This is a genomic window from Rhizobium sp. YTUHZ045, assembly GCF_051124255.1.
GTDB lineage: Bacteria > Pseudomonadota > Alphaproteobacteria > Rhizobiales > Rhizobiaceae > Rhizobium.
In genome coordinates this window covers 2314604-2335359 of record NZ_CP101432.1, presented here as the reverse complement: position 1 = coordinate 2335359, position 20756 = coordinate 2314604, and the positions used below count along the sequence as shown (strand labels likewise).

Annotated in this window: 21 protein-coding genes and 2 pseudogenes; 12 read left to right on the top strand and 11 right to left on the bottom strand. The window is 63.2% G+C overall.

The features are described 5' to 3' along the window. Positions 1-55: 55 nt before the first annotated feature. Positions 56-1567 carry a DUF1800 domain-containing protein gene (locus NMA58_RS11845; protein WP_434710138.1) on the top strand — a complete coding sequence of 504 codons (1512 nt, stop codon included), beginning with the start codon at positions 56-58 and terminating at the stop codon, positions 1565-1567. A 10-nt stretch (positions 1568-1577) separates the two neighbouring features. Continuing rightward, positions 1578-2750, top strand: coding sequence for a DUF1501 domain-containing protein (locus tag NMA58_RS11840; protein ID WP_085778527.1), 1173 nt, complete (start codon positions 1578-1580; stop codon positions 2748-2750). Between the two features lie 260 nt (positions 2751-3010). Here the strand turns inward: NMA58_RS11840 and NMA58_RS11835 are convergent. Continuing rightward, positions 3011-3597, bottom strand: a pseudogene (locus tag NMA58_RS11835) (hypothetical protein). A gap of 26 nt (positions 3598-3623) precedes the next feature. Further along, the gene (locus tag NMA58_RS11830) at positions 3624-4010 is read right to left on the bottom strand and encodes an acyl-CoA thioesterase (RefSeq protein ID WP_085778525.1); all 387 of its coding nucleotides are present in this window, start codon (positions 4008-4010) and stop codon (positions 3624-3626) included. Positions 4011-4280: 270 nt separating this feature from the next. Here NMA58_RS11830 and NMA58_RS11825 point away from each other — a divergent pair, with 270 nt between their 5' ends. From NMA58_RS11825 to NMA58_RS11805, 5 genes are all read left to right on the top strand, one after another. Further along, entirely contained in the window at positions 4281-6101 is a 1821-nt protein-coding gene (locus NMA58_RS11825) for a methyl-accepting chemotaxis protein (RefSeq protein WP_434710135.1), read from the top strand. A gap of 152 nt (positions 6102-6253) precedes the next feature. Then, entirely contained in the window at positions 6254-7600 is a 1347-nt protein-coding gene (locus NMA58_RS11820; RefSeq protein ID WP_434710133.1) for an extensin-like domain-containing protein, read from the top strand. A 116-nt stretch (positions 7601-7716) separates the two neighbouring features. After that, a complete protein-coding gene (locus NMA58_RS11815; protein WP_434710131.1) occupies positions 7717-8064 on the top strand; it encodes a CAP-Gly domain protein in 348 nt (115 codons plus the stop codon). Positions 8065-8165: 101 nt separating this feature from the next. After that, positions 8166-8786: a hypothetical protein gene (locus tag NMA58_RS11810; RefSeq protein ID WP_434710129.1), complete on the top strand. Its 621-nt coding sequence runs from the start codon at positions 8166-8168 to the stop codon at positions 8784-8786. A gap of 196 nt (positions 8787-8982) precedes the next feature. After that, positions 8983-9378 carry an Ohr family peroxiredoxin gene (locus NMA58_RS11805; RefSeq protein ID WP_434710127.1) on the top strand — a complete coding sequence of 132 codons (396 nt, stop codon included), beginning with the start codon at positions 8983-8985 and terminating at the stop codon, positions 9376-9378. 176 nt (positions 9379-9554) lie between these two features. On the opposite strand, the gene NMA58_RS11800 is transcribed toward NMA58_RS11805, so the two are convergent. Then, positions 9555-10502 (bottom strand): IS110 family transposase, encoded by a 948-nt coding sequence (locus NMA58_RS11800; protein ID WP_434710125.1) that lies wholly within the window; start codon positions 10500-10502, stop codon positions 9555-9557. 215 nt (positions 10503-10717) lie between these two features. On the opposite strand from NMA58_RS11800, the gene NMA58_RS11795 reads away from it, so the two are divergent. Beyond that, positions 10718-11764, top strand: a complete 1047-nt coding sequence (locus tag NMA58_RS11795; protein WP_434710123.1) for a DUF3095 family protein — start codon at positions 10718-10720, stop codon at positions 11762-11764. Between the two features lie 128 nt (positions 11765-11892). Here NMA58_RS11795 and NMA58_RS11790 read toward each other — a convergent pair whose 3' ends face one another. From NMA58_RS11790 to NMA58_RS11780, 3 genes are all read right to left on the bottom strand, one after another. After that, positions 11893-12309: an NUDIX hydrolase gene (locus tag NMA58_RS11790; protein ID WP_434710121.1), complete on the bottom strand. Its 417-nt coding sequence runs from the start codon at positions 12307-12309 to the stop codon at positions 11893-11895. A 70-nt stretch (positions 12310-12379) separates the two neighbouring features. Next, positions 12380-12886: a MarR family winged helix-turn-helix transcriptional regulator gene (locus NMA58_RS11785; RefSeq protein WP_434710119.1), complete on the bottom strand. Its 507-nt coding sequence runs from the start codon at positions 12884-12886 to the stop codon at positions 12380-12382. A gap of 126 nt (positions 12887-13012) precedes the next feature. Next, positions 13013-13786: a siderophore-interacting protein gene (locus NMA58_RS11780; protein ID WP_434710117.1), complete on the bottom strand. Its 774-nt coding sequence runs from the start codon at positions 13784-13786 to the stop codon at positions 13013-13015. A 266-nt stretch (positions 13787-14052) separates the two neighbouring features. Here NMA58_RS11780 and NMA58_RS11775 point away from each other — a divergent pair. The 4 genes and pseudogenes from NMA58_RS11775 (at position 14053) to NMA58_RS11760 (ending at position 16978) form a co-directional block, all read left to right on the top strand. Then, positions 14053-14663: pseudogene (locus NMA58_RS11775) on the top strand (O-methyltransferase). Positions 14664-14784: 121 nt separating this feature from the next. Beyond that, on the top strand, positions 14785-15180 hold the full coding sequence (locus NMA58_RS11770) for a hypothetical protein (RefSeq protein ID WP_434710115.1): 396 nt from the start codon (positions 14785-14787) through the stop codon (positions 15178-15180). A 113-nt stretch (positions 15181-15293) separates the two neighbouring features. Next, on the top strand, positions 15294-16253 hold the full coding sequence (locus NMA58_RS11765; RefSeq protein ID WP_434710113.1) for an acetylxylan esterase: 960 nt from the start codon (positions 15294-15296) through the stop codon (positions 16251-16253). Then, a complete protein-coding gene (locus NMA58_RS11760) occupies positions 16250-16978 on the top strand; it encodes an esterase family protein (RefSeq protein ID WP_434710111.1) in 729 nt (242 codons plus the stop codon). The genes NMA58_RS11765 and NMA58_RS11760 overlap by 4 nt, the downstream gene beginning before the upstream one ends. Positions 16979-16991: 13 nt before the next feature. On the opposite strand, the gene dhaK is transcribed toward NMA58_RS11760, so the two are convergent. Genes dhaK through dhaM form a run of 5 tightly spaced genes read right to left on the bottom strand, consistent with a single transcriptional unit; the run spans position 16992 to position 20742 of the window. Further along, a complete protein-coding gene (gene dhaK / locus NMA58_RS11755; protein ID WP_434710109.1) occupies positions 16992-17984 on the bottom strand; it encodes a dihydroxyacetone kinase subunit DhaK in 993 nt (330 codons plus the stop codon). Between the two features lie 51 nt (positions 17985-18035). Further along, positions 18036-18449: a hypothetical protein gene (locus tag NMA58_RS11750; protein ID WP_008535099.1), complete on the bottom strand. Its 414-nt coding sequence runs from the start codon at positions 18447-18449 to the stop codon at positions 18036-18038. 1 nt (position 18450) lies between these two features. Then, complete coding sequence (locus tag NMA58_RS11745) at positions 18451-20016, bottom strand: putative PEP-binding protein (RefSeq protein WP_434710107.1); 1566 nt, start codon at positions 20014-20016, stop codon at positions 18451-18453. Then, positions 20000-20344, bottom strand: coding sequence for an HPr family phosphocarrier protein (locus tag NMA58_RS11740; RefSeq protein WP_434710105.1), 345 nt, complete (start codon positions 20342-20344; stop codon positions 20000-20002). The genes NMA58_RS11745 and NMA58_RS11740 overlap by 17 nt, the downstream gene beginning before the upstream one ends. Then, the gene (dhaM, locus tag NMA58_RS11735; RefSeq protein ID WP_037175071.1) at positions 20344-20742 is read right to left on the bottom strand and encodes a dihydroxyacetone kinase phosphoryl donor subunit DhaM; all 399 of its coding nucleotides are present in this window, start codon (positions 20740-20742) and stop codon (positions 20344-20346) included. Before dhaM ends, NMA58_RS11740 begins: the two co-directional genes overlap by 1 nt. Between the last annotated feature and the right edge of the window lie 14 nt (positions 20743-20756).

Here is a 20756-nt window from a genome sequence, read left to right as displayed (position 1 = left end):
CCGTCGCAATCGGCTGTCAGCCTGTCACCATCAAGTGATCAGGAGGTGATCTGGCATGAGCCTCTCTTTCCCGACGATGGCGGCGATCCGGTTCGGTTATGGTTTCCGGCCGGGCGAGGCGGCGCCGCAAAGCAAGGATGAGCTGATCGGGCAGTTGTCCAAAGGCGCGGCGGCAACGCCGGATTTTCCGCTCGGCGGCCCCGACATGCGTCATCGGGCGATCCTCAGCCTGCAGGACCAGCTGAAGCAGATCCGGGAAGATGCCAAGACAGTCACCGACGATCCCACGCGGCGCGAGATGCGCAAGGCTGTGCAGCGCCAGGCGCAGCAGCAGTTCCAGCACGATGCGAACCTGCGGCTGATGCAGGCGGTGCTGTCTCCCTACGGCTTTTACGAGCGGCTTTCGACCTTCTGGACCGATCATTTCTCCACCAGCGCCAACAAGAGCCTGCCGATGCGCCTTATCGTGCCGCTCTACGAGGCCGAGGCAATCCGGCCGTTCATTTCGGGCAGGTTCGGCGATCTTCTGCGTAGCGCCACCGCTCATCCCGCCATGCTGATCTACCTCGATCAGGCGGATTCGCTCGGGCCGGATTCGGCAGGCGGCGTCAAGCGCAACAAGGGGCTGAATGAAAATCTCGGACGCGAGCTCCTGGAACTGCACACGCTCGGCGCCGGCAGCGGCTATACCCAGGCGGATGTTACCGCCGCGGCCATGGTGCTGACGGGGCTCACCATCGATCGCAAGGAGATGGATATCGCCTTTCGGCCGAACATTTCGGAGCCCGGCACGCATGAGGTGCTCGGCGTCAGCTATGGCGGGCGGCGGCGCTCGCGCGAGGATTATCTCGACATGCTCGATGACCTCTCGGTCCATCCGAAGACGGCGGCCCATATCAGCCGTAAGCTCGCGGTGCATTTCGTCTCCGACCAACCAGACGAGGGCATGGTCTCCGATATGGCGGCCGCGTGGAAGAAAACGGATGGCGATCTCACCGCCGTCTACACCGCCATGCTCGACCATCCCGCCGCCTGGCAAAACGAGGGCGCCAAAGCGCGTCAGCCGTTCGATTTTGTTGTTGCTGGTCTGAGGGCGCTGAATGCGGGGCCGGTCAACGGCGTCGTCGGCAGCTTCCTGGCGGCCAATCAGCAGGGAACGGATGAGGGCGATATGGCGGCCAATACGCCCGGCATGGCGGGAGCGCCAGTGACGACGGATCCCGCCGGAGAGGCGCGGAACAAGCGGCTCAAGGCCTTTCGGGCGGCGCGCGCACTGGGGCAGGGGGCGCTGAAGCGCATGGGCCAGCCGACCTGGCAGCCGCCGAGCCCGGCCGGTTTCGAGGAAGGCTTTTCCGCCTGGATCACCGGCAGCCAGCTTGCCGAGCGCCTGGCCTGGGCAAGGCGGGCTGCGGCGCAGTTCGGCCGCGACGAGGATCCGCGCGCGTTCCTGAGATCGACGCTTGCCGATGCCGCGCGCGAGGAAACGATCCGCGTGGTGTCGCAGGCGCCGAACAAGATCAGCGGTTTGACGCTGGTGCTGGCATCGCCGGAATTCAACCGCCGATAGGAGGCTCCCAATGAACCGGATTTTGCTTTCCCGCCGCGGCTTTCTGACCTCTGCCTGCTGTCTTGCCGCCGCCCCCGTCTTCACGCCGGTCACCTTTGCGGCGATGCCGGGCGATAATCGTTTTGTCACCATCGTCCTGCGCGGCGCGATGGACGGGCTCGACCTGGTGCAGCCTTACGGCGACGCCGGTTTTGCCGCGCTCAGGCCAACCTTGGCGCTGACGCCGGACAGCGGACTTCTCGATCTCGATGGGCATTTCGGCCTCAATCCCGCCGCCGCCGACCTGATGCCGCTCTGGAAGAGCCGAGAACTCGCCTTCATCCATGCGGTGTCGACGCCCTATCGCGACCAGCGCAGCCATTTCGACGGGCAGGACATGCTTGAGTCCGGCGGCGAACATGTCGCCGAGGAAAAAACCGGCTGGCTGAACCGGGTGCTCGCGGTCATTCCCCGCTCGGATGCGCGCAAGGCGATCGACGTCAATACGTCGACGGAGCTGATCCTCTCCGGGCCGAACAATGTCGACGTCTGGGCATCGGATTCCAATCTGGCGCCGGCGCGTGACGAGATGCAGTTCCTTGCGCGGCTCTATGCCGGCGATCCGCCCTTCGCGGCTGCACTTGCCGAGGCGACGCGGGCCGACAGCGCCGCGATGATGGTCGAGCCGGACGGTGAGCGCGGCGAGAAGATCGGCGACGTCGCGGCGCTCGCGGCCAACATGCTGAAGGGCGATTACCGCATCGCCAGCTTCTCAATCACCGGATGGGACACCCATATCGGCCAGGCCGGCCAGTTCAAGCGGCCGGCAGGGGATCTCGCCCAGGCGATCAACACGCTGAAGGCGGCGCTGGGCTCGGAGATCTGGGCAAAGACGGTGGTGCTCGCCATGACGGAATTCGGCCGCACCGTCCGCCAGAACGGCTCCGCCGGCACCGACCACGGCACCGGCGGCTGCGCTGTCCTTGCCGGCGGCGCGATCAACGGCGGGCGCATCCTCGGCCGCTGGCCGGGGATCGGCGATGGTCAGCTGCTCGACAACCGCGACCTGATGCCGACGGCTGACGTGCGCGAGGTGGCGGCGGCGATGCTCTACCGGCAGTTCGATGTCGGCGTGGATGATCTGACAGGGAAGATATTTTCCGGGCTGGCGTTTGATAAGGGGTCGCAGTTTTTGAAGGTGTGATTGTGGTTCGATGCCGCGAAGCGTGAGTGATCGATCGCGGGGCGGAACGGCACTGAGGGAGGTGAAGTCGGGCGGCCGCCTATTCTTAGCGAGGCACATTCTCTCCTCCGTCATTCCTGTGACAAGCACAGGAATGACGGAGAGATGTTGTGCTTCGCCAAGGGAGCAAGCCGCTGCCCGGCCCTTCGCTTTAGGCTCAGGGCGTTCGTCGCTGCAATCGATTCACTGGATCGATTGCTCGGGCTGCGCCCGATCGCTCCTCACCCCAACACATCATAAAGTCTGAAGATGAAGCTCACCTGGTAGAGCAGGTTGACGATGACGAAGGCTGTGTGGAAGCGGCGGTTCGCGGTCCAGGCGGCGAGGGCGCAGAGGAGGATGTAGACGAGATTGCGGGCGGGATATTCCCAGCTGAGTGATAGGATGCGCTCCGGACCTTTGATCGCCGTATCGAGGATATCGACGGCATAGATCAGGCGAGGACGCCGAAGAACCATTTGCGCCGCGAAATGAAATATTCCTCGTAGCCGCCATATTCGTCGAGGCTTGCCGGAAAGAGCAGGGCGCAGAGCAGGAAGAACAGGCTGCAGAAGCAGACGAGGAAGAGATATTTGCCGAAGCCGATGGCGGGCACGGCCTGCAGCCGGTATTCCGACCACCAGATATGGATGATGAAGAGGAACAGGGACAGGGCCCAGCCAAGGTAAGCGGGATAAACCTTCGCCTTGGCCGGATGCTGGACGATGCCGGCGATGCCAGTGAGCAGCCTCGCGAGTGAAAGGCTGATGACCATGCCCATCACCACCTTGATGTGAAGGAAGACCTCCGGCGAGCTGACCGTTTCCATGCCTTATCCCCTCGGGTTCAAGCTTGTCACTCCGCGGGGACGGCCTTGGGTTTGCCCTCCTCGTCGAGCGCCACCATGATGAAGGTGCCGGCGGTTACCTTTTCCATCTTGGCGTAGCGCGAGCGATGCGCCCAGGCTTCGACGATCAGCGTGATCGAGGTACGCCCGACACGCTCGACATCGGTATAAACCGACAGCGTATCGCCGATCTTGACCGGCAGCTCAAAGGCCATTTCCTTAACCGCTGCGGTGACGACGCGGCCCTTGGCGCGCTCGGCGGCGCGGATGCCGGATGCAAGGTCCATCTGCGCCATGACCCAGCCGCCGAAGATATCGCCGGCCGGATTGGCATCGCCCGGCATGGCGAGCGTGCGCAGCGTCAGTTCGCCTCTGGGCTTGGCGGTGTCGGTCATGGAAAATCCCTCACTGTCTGGATCGATTCTGTCGTGACGTTAGGCGAACTCCGTGTCCGTACCAATGCCTTTCAGTGGGACGGCCGACTGCGGAACTAATATTCGCAGCTCGTAGCGATTTAAATTCCCTTCAAATTCAGGTGGTTGAATTTTGCAACCGTCACCTCACCTTACGTTATGTGAGAATCCACTAATCCAACTTTACCGTCCGGTAATTCAGCTGTTCCAGTATGTGACGAACTACAAATGTAAGAATCGCCGGGAACACTCATGCGCAACGTCAAGATCTCCACCCGTCTTTACTGCCTCGTCGGCTTCACGCTTGCCGTGCTGGCGGCGACGATGGTCTTCTTTCTGAACTATTCCTATTCCGAGTTGCAAGCGGAGCGGAAGGCGGGGTTGGAGAAGATGGAGGCGACGGCGCTCGGCATCTTCGACAAATATTACAAGATGGAACAGGCGGGCACTATGACCCGCGAGCAGGCCCAGGCGGCTGCCAAGGACGTGATCGGCGCGATGCGCTACGGCGCCGACGGCTATTTCTGGATCAACGACATGCGCCCCGCCATGGTGATGCACCCGATCAAGCCGCAACTGAACGGCACCGATATCTCGCAGATGAAGGACCCGACCGGCAAGTTCCTGTTCGTCGAGTTCGTCAACAAGGTGAAGAAGGATGGCAAGGGTTTCGTCGATTATTACTGGCCGAAGCCCGGCGCCGATGAGCCGGTGCTGAAATATTCCTATGTCGCCGGCTTCGAGCCCTGGGGCTGGATCGTCGGCACTGGCGTCTACGCCGATGACCTGGCGGCGCTGTATCGTCAGAATGCGATCTGGGCGGCAGCGCTCTGCCTGCTCGGCGCAGCACTTACGATCGCGATCGCCTACGCCATCGTGCGCAGCGTTACGGCGCCGATCGCCCGGCTGAAGACGGCGATGAATGCGATCGCCGCCGAGGAAGCATCGGTGGAGATTGCCGGCAGTGCGTGCCGCGACGAGGTCGGCCAGATGGCCAAGGCGCTGCTGGTGCTGCGCGACTCCGTCGACGAACGCAGCGCGCTGCGCGGCCGTGAAGACGAAAGGCAGCGGCAGATCGAGGACGAACGCCGCGGCAACGAAGCGAGCCTGCGCTCGGCTTCCGAGCGGCAAAACCGCGCCATGCAGGCGCTCGGCGTCGGCCTGGAGAGGCTTGCAAGCGGCGACCTCACCGTTGCAATCGGCGATATCGGTGAGGACTACGCCAAGCTCAGGAATGATTTCAACGCCGCCGTCGATGCGCTGAACGGCGTCATCCACGCGATTGCTGAATCGAGCCGGGTGGTCAACGACAGCGCATCCGACATCAGCGAGGCGACCGGCAATCTGTCAAAGCGCACCGAGCAGCAGGCGGCGGCACTCGAAGAGACGGCGGCCGCACTCGATGAGATCACCGCCACGGTCAAGACTGCATCCGAGCGGGCCAACGAGGCGCGCGAGATGGTGGCCGAGACCAAGGTGAGCGCCGGACGTTCCGGCGAGATCGTTCGCAACGCGGTTACCGCGATGGGCCGGATCGAGGAATCGTCCAGCCGCATCAACCAGATTATCTCTGTTATCGACGAGATTGCCTTCCAGACGAATCTGCTGGCGCTGAACGCCGGCGTCGAGGCTGCGCGGGCCGGCGAGGCTGGCCGCGGCTTTGCCGTCGTTGCCCAGGAAGTGCGCGAACTCGCGCAACGCTCGGCCAACGCCGCCAAGGAGATCAAGGAGTTGATCAGCCGGTCGGCTGCGGAAGTCGAGGGCGGGGTTGCGCTGGTGCGCTCGACGGGTGACGCGCTGCTGGAGATCGAAGCGCTGGTCAACCAGGTGAACGACCATGTCGCCTCGATCGCGACGGCGGCGCGCGAGCAGTCGACGGGCCTCAACGAGATTAACAGCTCCGTCAACCACATGGACCAGATGACGCAGCAGAATGCGGCGATGGTCGAGGAGACGACGGCGGCAAGCCGCACGCTTGCCGACGAAAGCACGCAGTTGAAGACGCTGCTTGCGAATTTCCGCCTGCGCGAGGCAGGGCGGCAGGCCGAGGCCCGATACACACGGGCAGCGTGAGAAAGAGGGACAGATCAAAGGCCGGGCGACCGGCCTTTTTCATATCTGTCGCGTCTAGATTGTGCCGGTAAGTTTTCATTCACCGTTTTTAATTAAAATTGGACCGAGTTTTTTCGGTCACTCTGCGGCCGGCCTATGGAAGCGATAAGAGTATGGCGTTTGTTTCCTTTCCTCGGCGAGCCTTCCTGCCCGTGCTGCTGTCGGCGGCGCTGACGACCTGTTCGATCAGCGATGGGCTGGTGCCGCCGGCCAATGTCGACAACGGCACCAGGGTCAGTTCGATTTCGCCGTCGCGGGGTGCCGCGCGCATGGCGCCTGCCGTGCAAATGGCGCGTGCGGAGCGCCTTGCGCCCGCGGAAAGTCAGGCCTCCTATCCCGTTTCGAACGCGCCGGTCGATACCAGCCAGAGTTCGGTCGATTATCTCGACACGCCGAATCTCGCCGGCGCCGGTCATACGGCACAGGCGCCGCAGACACTGGCCGCGCCGGCAGGCCGAGGCCGCAAACTGCCGATGATCGACAGTGAAGAGGCGCTGGCGGCCGGCCAGCCGAACGGCAACTGGGGCGGGACGCAGAACCTCGCTGTCCCGTCCGGCGGCGTCAACATGGATGAAGAGCTCGGGGCCGAACCGGTCGTGGGGCTGGCGCAGGAACAACAGCAGCAGATCGCCGAGGGCAATGCCAGCGAACCGGTCGTCGACGGCATCGGCACCGACAATCCGGCTCAGATCAACCAGCCAATGCGTCAGCCGGCGCCGCGGTCAATGCCGCAGCCGGCAGCACAGGCCGAGATGAGCCGGACTCCCGCCTGGAACGACGGCAGCCCGGTCTTGGAGCCAACCCGCGTTCCCGAAGAGGACGAGAGCGAAGAAGTCGCGATGCTGCGGCCAAACAATCCGATGATGAGCGAGCCCGTCGCGCCTGTCGATCCGAGCGTCATGCCGGCTTCCGAGCTTGCCTGCCGGCGGGAGTTGAAGCGGATGGGCGTGCTGTTCGACGAGAAGCCGCCGATCTCGCAAGGGCCGGCCTGCCAGGTGCCTTATCCGGTATCGTTGAAGGGGCTTTCCGGCAATATCGGCGTCAAGCCGGCCGTGACGCTGAACTGCCAGGTGACGCTCGCCTTCGCCAAATGGGTGAAGAACGAGCTGGCGCCGTCGGCCCGCTTTCGCTACTGGAGCGGCATCAAGACGATTCAGCCGCTCGGCGGCTACTCCTGCCGGCGCATGAACAACAGCCGGCAGAGGTATAATCCGATGTCGGAACATGCCCGCGGCAACGCGATCGACGTCGGCAAGTTCGTGCTGAAGAACGGCCACGCGATCGACGTGCGCAAGAAGGGTCTGTTCTCCTATCGCGAGGGCCGGCTCCTGAAAGCGGTGCGCACCGACAGCTGCCGCTATTTCAATACCGTGCTCGGGCCGGGCAGCAACCCGGAACACTGGAACCACTTCCACTTCGATCTGCGTTCCCGCAAGAGCGGCAAGGTCTATTGCGATTAGGCGAAGGCGCGGCTGCCCGCCGCGGCAATTGGGCCCTGGTTCAAGAAAAGAGTTCATCCCAGCCGCCGGACGCGCTATGGACCGGCGAGGCGGATTGCTATTGGAAAGTCTGATCCATGAGCTATGAATTCCATGTCGGCCAGAAGGTCGTCTGCATCAACGATACCTTCAAGCATGTCAGCATCGACCAGCTCATTCGCAAAGGCGAGATCTACACGATCCGCTGGGTCGGCGAATATACCCACTATGTCGACGGCACCTTCATCGGCGTCAAGCTCGCTGAAATCCACCGAGGCAATGATGACGGCCCGGAAGGTTATGGCGCTGCCGACATGCCCTACCGCGCGACGCGGTTCCGGCCGCTGGTGAAGGACAAGATCGCCTCCCTGCGCAAGCTGCTCGCCCCGACACCGGATGCGCCGGCGGAGCCGAAGGAAAAGGTTCGGAACAAAGAGAACGTCTGAGCGCCGGTCTCACCTCAACGGCTCCAATGCTGCGGCGACATGATTGTGCCCTCTGGTCGCCTATGCGACAGTCGGCAGCGTGACACGCCGAGGAGGGGCCGGTGCGGACGATTTCGATGATCCTGGGGCTTTGTGCCGCCATCGCCATCAGTGTTGCAACAGCAGGAGTGGCGGCCGCCGATCCGCTCGTTTTCAGCTATCATGGATGGCGGGTCGATCTCACCAATGCCAGAGGTGCGGAGCCCGACAAGGAGATGGTCGCGGCCGTCAAAAGGCAGCTCGACATTGTCGAGCATGTCAATCTGAAGCCCGATGTCCTCGCCTTCATGCGGACGATTCCGATCTGGGCCAACCCCGCCGCCGCCGGCTTCGGTCCCGGCCATTACAGCAGCAAGACCGGCATCGACCTGCGTGTCAGGAGCCTCGATCCCGACAAACCGATCATCCTGCACGAGCTTCTGCACGCCTATAACGACCGGATGCTGCCCGGCGGATTCGGCAATGGCGATGTCGGGCAATTCTTCAACAACGGCCGCGGGCTTTGGCCCGGCGATTCCTACATGATGAGCAACGATCGGGAATTCTTCGCTGTCACGGTGAGCGTGTACCTGTTCGGCGATATCGAACGGCCGCCCTATTCGCGCAGCCAGTTGCGACAGAAGCAGCCGCGATATTATCAGTGGCTCGCCACCCTCTTCGACGACGGCCGGCCGCGGTCTTGAGACCCTAACGCCAATCAGGCCGTTTTCCAGCTCAGCAACAACGCGCTCTTCCACGAGGCAGCCTTCCACCTGCGGTCAAAATAAATAAATCGTATCCGATTAAATCGGAATGGTGTTGACATCGATTTCCAACAGGCATATTAAGGCGTATCCGAATAAAGCGGGTGCGATATAAATCTATCGAAAGGACACCATCATGACCGAGAAGCTTCTTTTCACTGGCAAGACCCACATCGCCGGCGGCCGCGAGGGCTATGCACGCAGCAGCGACGGCACGCTCGACATCAAGCTGCCGCAGCTGCATCCGGCGGCCGAGAACCTGTTCGGCGCCGCCTGGTCGGCCTGCTATATCGGCGCCATCGAGCTTGCCGCCGCGCAGCGCAAGATCGCGCTGCCTGCCGGTCCCGAGGTCGACGCCGAGATCACTCTCAATACCGACAACGGCTCCTTCTTCCTGCGTGCGCGCCTCAATGTCAGCCTGTCCGGTATCGAACGCGACGTCGCCGAGGAACTGATCGAGGCAGCCCATGGCATCTGCCCTTATTCCAAGGCGACGCACGGCAATATCGACGTCGAGACCAGGCTTGTTTAGGCCGGACTTATGTCTTGATGGACAGAAAGGCACTCCGATCAGCCCTCATCCTGAGGTGCGATCCACAGGATCGCCTCGAAGGACGAGGGCGGGTGGCTGGTTGTCTGCGGCAACATCCGCATTGTCGGAGCGGGCGCGGTGGCCAGCCCCGTCCTTCGAGGCCCCTGCGGGGCACCTCAGCAACCGTGTTGTTGCGGTTCGCTCCATGGGGTTCGTCTTTTGATGATAGTGTTGATCATGACGATGAATTTCCGCATGGCGGCGACGAGCGCGACCTTGGGTGGTTTGCCGGCAGCGCGCAGTCGTTTGTGGAAGGCCTTGATGGCCGGACTGCAGCGAATGGCCGAGAGCGTTGCCATGTAGAGGGCGCAGCGGACGGTGGCGCGGCCGCCGGCGATGTGGCGCTGGCCACGCCAGGTGCCGCTGTCGTGGGCGACCGGGGCGACGCCGACGAGGGCTGCGAGTTTCTTGTCGTCGATGGCGCCGAGTTCGGGCAGTTCGGCGATGAGCACGGCGGCGCCGACCTCGCCGATGCCCGGCACGGTCAGCAGCAGGTCGCGGCGTGCGGCCATGTCGGGTTCGGCCTCGATGGCGAGCGCGATGGCGGCATCGACGCGGGCGAGCTGGCTTTTGAGGGCGGCGAGGGTCTCGCCGATCAGGGTGGCGACGGCTTGCGGGGCGTGTTCGAGGCGGTTCTTCTCAGCGACCGCCATGTCGATGAGCTGGCGGCGGCGGGTCACGAGGGCAGCAAGCGCGATGCGGCCGTCGTCGATATGGGGGATCTGTGCCGGACGCATCGCTCTGGCGAAGTGGAGAATGACGCGGGCGTCGACCTGATCGGTCTTGGCCAGCCGGCCGCTGGCCCTGGCGAAATCGCGCACCTGGCGGGGATTGACAACGGCGACGGCAATACCGGCGGCCATCAGCGCCCTGACGATCGCCATCTCGTAACCGCCGGTGGCCTCGACGACGGCCAGCTCGGCGCCGGCTATCGCCGTCGCCAGCGCGGCCCGGCCTGGCGCGTCGTTGTCGAAACGGACAACGGCGCGTTTGCCCTCGACGGCCACGTCGAAATGGGCTTTCGAGACATCGATGCCGACCATGAAAGCTTGCGGGATACGCATGGGTGCTCCTCCTTGCAACGCGGGCTCGAAGCCCAATCAACCGTTCGAGCGAAGACATCGCGACGGAGATGCTCGCTGAGGCACGAGTTCGAAACCCAAGGATGACACGCATCCCCGTCGCGCAGCCCGTTTATACACCAACGGCAACGTACAAGGATGAGGCTGGAGTGAGGGCAGACCCCTTCGATTAGCTAACAACAATGGGAGAACATGCCATGACCAGCAGCCACGCAGAGCCGCACCCGGCCTATGACGAGTTTTCGCTTCTGCTCGATCCCGATGTCTACGAGCCGCTGCCCGACGACTGGCTGATCGGCATCACCGACGTCGTCAGCTCGACCTCGGCAATCGGGGCAGGGCGCTATGAAGACGTCAATTATGCCGGTGCCTCGATCATCGCGGCGCTTGGCAATGCCTGGGGCTCGTTCGACTTCCCCTTCGTGTTTCGCGGAGACGGTGCGGCCTTCGCGCTGCCGCCGCACGGGATCATGGCCGCGACATCGGCATTGCGGCAGGTGGCGAGCTTTGCCGCGACTGATCTTCACCTCGACCTTCGTGTCGGGCTGCTCACCGTGCGCGACATCCGCGCTGCCGGCCGTGACGTGAAGATTGCGCGCTATGCCGTTTCCGAGAACGCGACCTATGCGATGTTTGCCGGGGGCGGGCTCAAATGGGCGGAGCAGCAGATCAAGAACGGCCGCTATCTGGTCAGGCCCGGCCGCTATGCGACGAAGCCTGATCTGACGGGGCTGAGCTGCGATTGGGCGCCCTTCGCCAGCCGGCGGGGTGAGATCCTGTCGCTGCTGGTCGAGCCCCGCGATGATACCAGCCCCGAGATTTTCGCGGCGCTTGCCAAGCGCGTGCTTCAGGTTTTCGATGCCGCGCCCCGCCGGTCACATCCGCTTTCGCGGGAGAATGCTATCCCGAGGGACAGTGCGAAGCAGGTCAGTGCGGAAGGCTGGGCGGAAGTCGCCTCCCATTCGGATTTCCGCAAGTTCGACGACGGTCTGCGCCTGACGCTGGACTGCACGCCGGAAGAGATCGACAGCGTCGAAGCCGTTCTCGTCACAGCAAGAGTGCGTGGCGAGATCGATTTCGGCCTGCACCGCCAGTCGCACGCGCTGATGACCTGCCTGGTGCCATCGGGCCGGCCGGATTCGCACCTGCATTTCCTGGACGGAATGGGCGGCGGCTACGCGAAAGCGGCCGAGATGATGGAGGAGGGTGCGCTTGCTGTGGCCTCCTCACGCGGGGCCTTGTAGTTTGGGGACATGCGAGCCGCTCATCTCTCTATCGTCATAGTCGGGCTTGTCCCGACTATCTGCGCCGATCCATAAGTGGCTGATCCCCTGCACAAGGCCGAGAATGGCGGATGCGGCTTCGGCAGAACCTAACCGGATTTTCCCGTTTCTCGCTCAAGCAGCTTTACCAGTATTTCGCCGAGCTGAGGTGGCGCCAGCTCGGTTTCACTTGTTATCTCGCTGGGGGTGAACCATCTGAGTTCGGTGTGTTCATCGCCGACGAGCTGCGGCAAGCCCTGCCATTGATCGACGTGATAGACGTGGAAGGTGGCGGATGCCTCGGGCGGGGCTTGCGATACGAACTTTGCCGCAAGCCGCCACCGCTCCGGCGTGATGCTTATTTCCTCCATCAATTCCCGGCGCATCGCCGTCTCGGCGTCTTCGCCATCCTCGATATGGCCGCCGGGGAGACTCCAGCGATCCGGATAGATCCTGCGCCCGGAATTTCGCCTGGCGAGAAGGAGCATCCCGTTGCGGCTCAAGGCACCCATCGCGATCTCGGGCATGTGGTCTCCTCGCTGCGGACGAAAAATGCGTCGCCGCATGCATGTCACCAGCTTGTGATCGGTGTTGCGATCAAGGCTTTTCCGGTTCGGCCTGCGCCCGCAGCAGGTTGTCGCGCAGCCTCGTCACCGATTGCCGTACGACGGGGAAATCATCGCCGAGGCCACTGGCGGCAATCAGCGTGCCGCCGGGGTCGACGTCGAGGAGGAGATCGCGCCCGGCCGGCGTCAGGCTCACGCGGACCTGCCGTTCATCGGCGGGATCGCGATGGCGCGTGAGATAGCCTGCCGATTCCAGCTTCTTGAGGATCGGCGTCAGCGTATTGGATTCGAGGAACAGCTTTTCCCCCAGCATGCTGACTGTCTGACCATCCTCCTCGGAGAGAGCGACCATCGCGATATATTGCGTGTAGGTCAGGCCAAGCTCGTCCAGGATCGGCTTATAGGCGCGGCCGAAAGCGAGATTGGCGGAATAGACCGCGAAGCACAGGAAGTTCGAAAGCTTCTTGCCGTCCCTGCCCGCCTGAGGGGAGGCGGGCGCAGGCGTGTCGGGTCCTTTTGCGGTTTTAGACGCGGGCATGGTCCATCCTGTCCAGCTTGGTGAATGTCAGAGTTACATATATATCGTACCCGATTAAATCGCAAGCTTTCGACGCGTATTTCCGCAAGAGTAACACGCGGCGCGTCCAATCGGACGCGCTTCGCCTCAGCCGAATTTCTCCGTGGCGTCGGCCTTACCGAAAACCCAGTAGCCGGACGCCTTGATCCAGGGGAGCGGATAGCCTCGTTCGGTCAGCAGATAGGCGCGGATATCGCGTGTCACCGAGGCTTCCGCTGCGATCCAGATGAAGGTCTGCGGCTGTATATCGACCTTGTGCAGCAGTTTGAGGAGTGCCGCGGCGCTGGTTGCCTCCGATAGAGGCCGATGCGCCCAGCGGAGATCGAGTTCGGCGCGGGTTTCGAAGGTCTGCTCTTCCAGCGGGCCGGTGACGGCGGCAAGGGCGGTGATGACGGTTCCCTCGGAGCTTTCCTCGATGCGGCGGCCGATTGCCGGCAGCGCCGTTTCGTCGCCGATCAGCAGCCAGCGTTTGACGCTCTCCGAGATGACCTGCGAGCCGCGCGGGCCGCCGATTTCGAGCCTGTCGCCGGGGCGGGCGCCGAGCGCCCATTGCGTCACCGGGCCCGCCTCGTGCAAGGCGAAATCGATGGTCAATTTCCGCTCGGCATTGTCATAGCGGCGCGGTGTGTAGTCCCGGCGTTCTTCGCCGCCATCGGCGGTGGGAAGGAAGATCTTGATGTGGTCGTCGGGCGCCAGGCTGATAAAGTCGGCAAGCTCGTCGCCGCTGAGCGTGATGCGGCGCATGCCGGGAGTGATATCGACGACGCTTTCGACAGTCAGCGAACGCCGCCGCGTGTCGTGGCGGATGCGCTCGATGCCGGGAGCCGGGGATGCCTGTTCGTTGAGATAGTTGCTGTCCATGTGTCCTCAGGAGCTTTCAAGGCTCGATCCGCAGGACACAGTCGCGCAGATCGAAGCCGCAAAGCCGTTCGATCATACGCGTTGAGTGACGTTAACGCTTACGTGGCCGGGATTGCCCGGCCATTGACGGGCTTGGTGTAGCCGACCGCAGCGGGATGCGCAACGGCTCGGGAACCATCAAAGCCGATTATTGCCGAAGTTTAACTTTCGGCAGCCGATGCGCTCGGGCAATGTCGGCCAGTCAACCAGCAAGACAGGGCAGGGACATGGACAGCCGGATCAGCCAAGTACTCGACATCTATCACGAAATGATCGAGACGGAGCGCAACGGTCCACGCGAGCTTCCGCCGGGCGGGCGCGACGGAGGCCAGGACCAGCGGCTGCGCGCCGTCGGCCCCGAGACCGGTCAGTTCATCAATATTCTCGCCAAAAGCCTGAAGGCGCCGACCATCCTCGAACTCGGCACGTCCTTCGGTTATTCCGGCATCTGGCTGGCGGAAGCCGCGCGCGCTTCCGGCGGCCGGCTGATCACCATGGAAATGCACGGCTACAAATCGGCCTTTGCACGCGACATGGCCGTCAAGGCGGGGCTTGCCGATCATAGCGACTTCAAAGTCGGCGATGCCGTCGAGTTGATCGGGGAGCTATCGGCGGGTATCGATTTCGTGCTGGTGGATCTCTGGAAGGATCTCTACCTTCCCTGCCTCGATGCCTTTTATCCCAAGCTCAATCCGGGCGCGCTCATCGTCGCTGACAACATGATCCGGCCCGGCGGCGAGGATGTGAGACGCTACGGCGAAGCGGTGCGTGCGAAGCCGGGGATATCGAGCGTACTGCTGCCTGTGGCAATGGGCTCGAGGTCAGCCGTTTCAATTGAGGGTAACGTGGGACTCGCAGCTATGTGTTTTTGGTTGCGGCAAAAAAGAAGACACGTTTTAAGCTAATTTCCGACATCTTGCCGATCGAAGCTCCGCGCCATTGAGACTTGGGGAGACGCGATGTCGGGCATTCTTATCGCCACGTTGTTGGCAACGGCTTCAGCTAAGATTCCCGCCGGATTGTCCGGCGGGGAAGTTCTCTATTCCGACTGCCACGGGTCCCGGCAGTTTGTCGTCGGCTATGTCGCGGGTTGGTTGGACAAATGGAATAGTGACGAATATCTCGCCCGCCGCATTTTTACCGAGGCCGCTCCCAGACCCAGCAGGATGGTGAATTCGGCGCATTTTGCAATCGCCGTCGGTGTCAACGTCTGTATTCCCGAGGGAACCACGGCGCAAGCAGTCGGCAACACGCTGTGCACCTTCCTGGAAGAGAATCCCGGCATACGCGAGGCGACCGGCGACGAGCTGATGACCACCATGGCTCAGTATAAATACCACTGCCCGATTCCTTGAGGGACAGCGCCCAGGCCTTTGGGGGCGGGAGACACCTTGTGCAACGGGCAGCTTTCATCGACCGGTGCCGCCCAACCCTTGCGCCGCCAGCCCTTTCACGCGACAAAGCCCGGATGAGCATTCCCAAGACACATCCCTTCGCCTTCGACCCGACCTACGGCATGCGGCTCGAAGAGCTTCTGGCGATCAAACCGCCGGAAGAGCCTGCAGGCTTCGATGCGTTTTGGGAGGCACGGTATCTGAAGGCGCTTGATGTCGATCCGCAGCCGGTGCTTTCCCGCAGCAAGCTCAGCCATCCCGACTGGCACGTGCTCGATCTCGTCTATCTCTCGACCGATGCGTTCAAGATCGGCGGCTGGCTGCTGTTGCCGCGCGAGGGGCAAGTGAAGCGAGGTCTCGTCGTCGGGCATGGGTATGGCGGGCGGGATCAGCCTGACTTCAATCTGCCGGTCGAGGAAACGGCGGTGATCTTTCCCTGCTGCCGGGGGCTGTCGCTGAGCAGGCATCCGCCGATTTCAGAGAACCCGTCCTGGCATGTGCTGCATGATATCGACAAGCGGGACGCCTATATTATCGGCGGCTGCGTCGAGGATATATGGCTTGCTGTCTCGACGCTCGTTGCGCTCTATCCTTGGCTCTCCGGCCATATCGGCTATAGCGGCATTAGCTTTGGCGGCGGTGTCGGGGCGATGGCGATCGCCTACGACGAGCGCATCGATCGCGGGCATCTGGCGCTTCCGAGCTTCGGCCACCAGCCGCTGCGACTGAAGCTGCCGAGTGTCGGCAGCGCGCAGTCGGTGCAGGAATATCAGGCCGACCACGGCAACGTGCTGGAGACGCTGCGCTTCTACGATGCAGCGACCGCGGCGCAACGGATCGACGTGCCGATGCTGACGGCGGTGGCGCTTTTCGATCCTGCCGTTGCGCCGCCCTGCCAGTTCGCTGTCGCAAATGCGATACGGAAATATAATGAAACCTTCATCCTGGACGCCGGTCATTTCGATTACCCTGGAGGCGCTGAACAAGAGGCGGCGCTTCGCGACAAGATCGGACAGTTCTTCAGGGTGACATGAACCGCGAATATCTCAGCTGGTACAGTCCGCGCCTGCATCGGGAGATGGAGATCTTGGTGTTCGGACATGCCGGCGCCAAGGTGTTGGTGTTTCCGACGCGGGAAGGGCGCTTCTTCGAATATGAACAGCTCGGCCTGGTCGCGAGCCTTGCCGACAAGCTCTCGGCCGGCCACATCCAGCTCTGTTGCATCGAGGGCCTGGCCGCCGACAGCCTCTACGGCTTCCACCATCATCCGGCCGAGCGCATTCGTCGGCATGCGGCGCTGGAAGATTACATCCTCCACGAGGTGCTGCCGCTGATGGCGGCGAAAAATCCGCACGATTGTACCATCATGCATGGATGCAGCCTCGGCGCCTTCCAGGCGGCGAGCCTCGTCTTCCGCCACCCGCATCTCTTCCGCAAGCTCGTCGCCTTTTCCGGCCGATACGACCTGACGACGAAGGTGGAAGTCTTCGGCGACCTGTTCGACGGCTACTACGACGACAGCGTCTACTTCCACACGCCGACGCATTTTCTGCCGGGGCTCGGCACCGACTGGCGGCTCGACCGGCTACGCGAGATCGACATCGTGCTGACCATCGGCGATGCCGATCCCTTCCTCGGCAATAACCGCTATCTCAGCCGGCTGCTGGGCGAAAAGAACATTCGCCACCAGCTGCATGTCTGGGACGGCCGCGCCCACAGCGCCGGGGCCTGGCGCAAGATGGCGCCGCTCTACATCTGATGTGGGAAGGCGGTCACGGCCAGCGCAAAGCCGCCGTCGCCACCGGTGCGTCCCAGAGCGCGATCTCCTCGTCGCTCAGTAAGGCGAGGGTGACGGACAGGCCCTGCATGTCGAGCGAGGTGACGTAGGTTCCGACAAGCGAGCGCTCGATCGGGACGGCTATCTCCTCGATGACACGGCGGGCAGAGGCATAGGCGAGGTAGAGTTCGGCAGGCGGCGTGCCGCCGAGGCCGTTGATGAAGAGCAGCGCCCGGGCACCCGGCGTGACCGTGATGTCGGCGATGATGGTCTCGCAAAGTTGCCCGATGATGGCGTCCGCGGCGGTGAACGGCTGCCTGGCATGGCCGGGCTCACCGTGGATTCCGACGCCCATTTCCATCTCGTCGGATCCGAGCGAAAACGTCGTGCGCTCGGTCTGCGGCACCGTCACGCCGTTCAGCGCGACCCCCATCGAGCGGATGCGGGTGTTCAACCTCTCGCCAAGCTGCTTCAATTCGGCGAGCGGCATGCCGCGTTCAGCGGCGGCACCCAGAATCTTTTCGACAATCAGCGTCCCCGCAACGCCACGCCGGCCACGGCCTTCGCCTGTTCTCGACGTCTCGATATCGTCGCTGACGACGATCATGTCGAGGCCGTGGCGGTCACCGGCCATCTCGATCGCCATTTCGAAATTCATCAGGTCGCCATCATAGTTCTTGACCACGAGCAGGCAGCCGGCGCCGGTATCGGTCTCTTCGATGGCGGCAATGATCTGGGCGGGCGTCGGCGAGGTGAAGATGTGGCCGACGCAGGCGGCGTCCAGCATGCCCTGGCCAACGAAGCCAATATGCATCGGCTCGTGGCCGGCGCCGCCGCCTGATATCAGCGCCACCTTGCCTGATGTCAGTTGGCGGCGGCGGACGCATTTGCGCTCGGCCCCGAACACCACCAAGGCCTCATGGGCGCGCACAAAGCCTTCGACGCTTTCGGCGACCATGGTTTCCGCGGTGTTCATGAACTTCTTCATCAAGCCCCTCCCAAGGCCAAAAACATTACGCTACGTCAGTTCGCTCACTCTTCACTGCTCGCTCGCCCCTGATATCGCGACGATCTTCTGCACCAGATCGGAGATCGCCTCTTCCAGGAGGCGGTTTTTCCTGTCGTCGCCGAAGTCGGGCACCATCAGCGACAAGTGCCGCAATTTCTCGGAATGGCCGAGATCCGGGAGCTTGCCGGGATGGGCGGCCTGATAGGCTTCGAGAAAGCGTTCTTCTTCGGCGGCGCTGAAGTGGCAGACGCGCACGATTGTCGCGAGATGGCGCGCCGGCAGCGGTGTCGCATAAGTCGGGCTGGTGATCTGCGTGACGAAGCTGCGGTGCTTGCCGAGCGCCGTGGCCAGACGCTGGCGCGTGCCGGACGGCCTATTGTCGATGATCTGCGCCAGAATGGACTTGTAGGCGATTATGGCGTCTTCGGTGTCTTCGCGCGCCATCCTACTCTCCGGCTGCCCTTGTGCCATCGGCGTTGAGGCCTATTATCGCCGATCTTATCGCGGGACGGCGGGCCGGCGCCACGGAAAAATGCCGAAGGCCGGCAGCAAGCAGCCCCGGGAGATAGTGGGGATCGCCGGCCATGTCGCCGCAGATGCTGACGGGCCTGCCGCCGGCAAGCTTTACCGCCTGCGCAATCAGCCGCAGCACGGCAGGTGCCGCCTTGCCGGCATCGGCCTCGTCGCCGTCACGGGCGGAGGCGGCGAGATACTGCGTGAGGTCGTTGGTGCCGAAGGAGAAGAATGCCGCCGATCCGAAAGTGTCAAGCATCAATGCGGCAGATGGCACCTCCACCATCATGCCGATCGGCGGCATCCGATGCAGCAGGGCGCGGCGGCCGAGTTTTTCGGCTTCCTCGCGGAACAGTTCGCGCATCCGGTCGATCTCGTCGGGAAAGGTCACCATCGGCAGCATCACCGAGAGCTTGCCGAAGACGGCGGCGCGCAGCAGGGCGCGGGCCTGGACGCGGGCGATTTCCGGCCGGGCAAGCAGCAGCCGGATGCCGCGCAAGCCCGGCTCCAGAGCCTGCAGGTCTTCGAGGCCGGCAAGCGGCTTGTCGCCGCCGATATCCAGCATTCTTATGATCACCGGCTTTTCGCCCGCCTGCTCCAGCACGCGGCGATAGATCGCCAGCTGGCGTTCCTCATTGGCGGCATCGGCGATCGAGGTGACTGAAAATTCCGAGCGCATCAGGCCAACGCCCGCCGTTGCCGGATCGAGCGCATCGATCTCGGCGGGGTCGTTGATATTAATGGAGACAAGGATCGGTACGCCGTCCGCCGTGCGCAGTTCGCGGCTTTCGGTCTTGGTGTCGCCGGCTGGCGCGAGCGGCGGGATCAGCATGCCGCCTGCCTTGAGAATGACGACGCCGGCGTCGCCATCGACGCCGACAGGATCGCGGTCCGCCACTGAAAAACGGCCTGTGCCGACCACCATCGGCACCGATTTTGCCCGGGCGAGCAAGGCGACGTGGCCGGCGGCGCTGCCTGCAAACAACGCGATACCACCGCCCTTCGACCAGTCATGGGCGAGGAAGCGGCTCGGCTCCATATCCTTGCCGACGAAGACCGAGCCGGGCGGGAAATCGGCGACCGGGGTGCCGGCCAGGGCGCCTAGCACGCGGTTCTTGATGTCGAGAATGTCGATGGCGCGCGCTCGCATCTGTTCCTCGTCGGCCGTTTCGAGTTCGCCGATATAGGCGTCGAGCGTGGCGACCCAGGCGAAGACGACATTCTCGTCGGCTCGCATGCGCGCGCCCGTTGCTTCCGCGATCGTCGGATCGCGCAGCACCTCGATCTGGAAATCAATGATATCGCGGCTTTCTGCATCGGCGCCCTCGGCGAGGCGCTCGAGTTCGCCGATCGAGATATCGATCGCCTTCTCAAGCGCGCCGTAGCCGCCGGCGGTCTCGGGCGTGGCAGCAGCCCCCGGCTTTTCCGCGAGAAAGGCAGGGCCGGATGCGATTCCCGGGGATGCGCTCTTTGCTTTCAGCCTAAGCGGTTCTGCCATGTTTCTTATCCTCATCGAAGTTGCGCTCGATGAGGTCCTTTAGGGCACGGATCGCCTCTTCGGCGAGAATGCCGTCCGCCCGTATTCTGAGGATCGAACCTTTGCGGATTCTCGCGCCCATAATCTTGATGATGCTCTTGCCGTTCAGCCAGACGTCGCTGCCGTTGACGGCGACCTCGATCGAGCAGGGGAAAGATTTGGCAAGGCGCGTGAAGGTGACGGAGGGGCGGGCATGCAGCCCGACGCCGTGCTTGACTTCCACCTCCGTCTGGCAGTTCAGGTGCAATTGATCGGGCTCCTGTTTTTCACCACGCAATCGGTTCGTCATCAGGGCGACAGTTCCTCTGCCGTGGCGACGACCTTGGCAAGCGACGCGCCCCCTGAGGCTTCGGCGGCGGCGATGACCGCGCCTTCGACGAGCGGGGCGTTGCAGATGGAGACGAGCGCCGAACGGGGAAGGCCGAGCATTTCGATCGCCATCTCACTGTTGGTCTCGGCGCCGCCGAGATCAACGAAGACGGCGACGCCGGCATCTGACCAGGCGGCCTCGATCGCCTTGAGGATACCGCCGGCATCGGTGCCGAGCTCGCCATGGACATTGCCGCCAGACCAGGCGAGCGGCACGCAGTCACCGACCATCTGCCGCACCATGTCGGCGATGCCCCTTGCCACCAATGGCGAGTGGGAGACGATCACAATGCCCACGTTTGCGGTCTTTCCATTCATGCCGGTCCTTTCAT

Bases quoted from the DNA above. Each gene is read 5' to 3' on its own strand.
- NMA58_RS11845 (WP_434710138.1), top strand. From the start codon at position 56: ATGAGCCTCTCTTTCCCGACGATGGCGGCGATCCGGTTCGGTTATGGT.
- NMA58_RS11840 (WP_085778527.1), top strand. From the start codon at position 1,578: ATGAACCGGATTTTGCTTTCCCGCCGCGGCTTTCTGACCTCTGCCTGC.
- NMA58_RS11830 (WP_085778525.1), bottom strand. From the start codon at position 4,010: ATGACCGACACCGCCAAGCCCAGAGGCGAACTGACGCTGCGCACGCTC.
- NMA58_RS11825 (WP_434710135.1), top strand. From the start codon at position 4,281: ATGCGCAACGTCAAGATCTCCACCCGTCTTTACTGCCTCGTCGGCTTC.
- NMA58_RS11820 (WP_434710133.1), top strand. From the start codon at position 6,254: ATGGCGTTTGTTTCCTTTCCTCGGCGAGCCTTCCTGCCCGTGCTGCTG.
- NMA58_RS11815 (WP_434710131.1), top strand. From the start codon at position 7,717: ATGAGCTATGAATTCCATGTCGGCCAGAAGGTCGTCTGCATCAACGAT.
- NMA58_RS11805 (WP_434710127.1), top strand. From the start codon at position 8,983: ATGACCGAGAAGCTTCTTTTCACTGGCAAGACCCACATCGCCGGCGGC.
- NMA58_RS11800 (WP_434710125.1), bottom strand. From the start codon at position 10,502: ATGCGTATCCCGCAAGCTTTCATGGTCGGCATCGATGTCTCGAAAGCC.
- NMA58_RS11795 (WP_434710123.1), top strand. From the start codon at position 10,718: ATGACCAGCAGCCACGCAGAGCCGCACCCGGCCTATGACGAGTTTTCG.
- NMA58_RS11790 (WP_434710121.1), bottom strand. From the start codon at position 12,309: ATGCCCGAGATCGCGATGGGTGCCTTGAGCCGCAACGGGATGCTCCTT.
- NMA58_RS11785 (WP_434710119.1), bottom strand. From the start codon at position 12,886: ATGCCCGCGTCTAAAACCGCAAAAGGACCCGACACGCCTGCGCCCGCC.
- NMA58_RS11780 (WP_434710117.1), bottom strand. From the start codon at position 13,786: ATGGACAGCAACTATCTCAACGAACAGGCATCCCCGGCTCCCGGCATC.
- NMA58_RS11770 (WP_434710115.1), top strand. From the start codon at position 14,785: ATGTCGGGCATTCTTATCGCCACGTTGTTGGCAACGGCTTCAGCTAAG.
- NMA58_RS11765 (WP_434710113.1), top strand. From the start codon at position 15,294: ATGAGCATTCCCAAGACACATCCCTTCGCCTTCGACCCGACCTACGGC.
- NMA58_RS11760 (WP_434710111.1), top strand. From the start codon at position 16,250: ATGAACCGCGAATATCTCAGCTGGTACAGTCCGCGCCTGCATCGGGAG.
- dhaK (WP_434710109.1), bottom strand. From the start codon at position 17,984: ATGAAGAAGTTCATGAACACCGCGGAAACCATGGTCGCCGAAAGCGTC.
- NMA58_RS11750 (WP_008535099.1), bottom strand. From the start codon at position 18,449: ATGGCGCGCGAAGACACCGAAGACGCCATAATCGCCTACAAGTCCATT.
- NMA58_RS11745 (WP_434710107.1), bottom strand. From the start codon at position 20,016: ATGGCAGAACCGCTTAGGCTGAAAGCAAAGAGCGCATCCCCGGGAATC.
- NMA58_RS11740 (WP_434710105.1), bottom strand. From the start codon at position 20,344: ATGACGAACCGATTGCGTGGTGAAAAACAGGAGCCCGATCAATTGCAC.
- dhaM (WP_037175071.1), bottom strand. From the start codon at position 20,742: ATGAATGGAAAGACCGCAAACGTGGGCATTGTGATCGTCTCCCACTCG.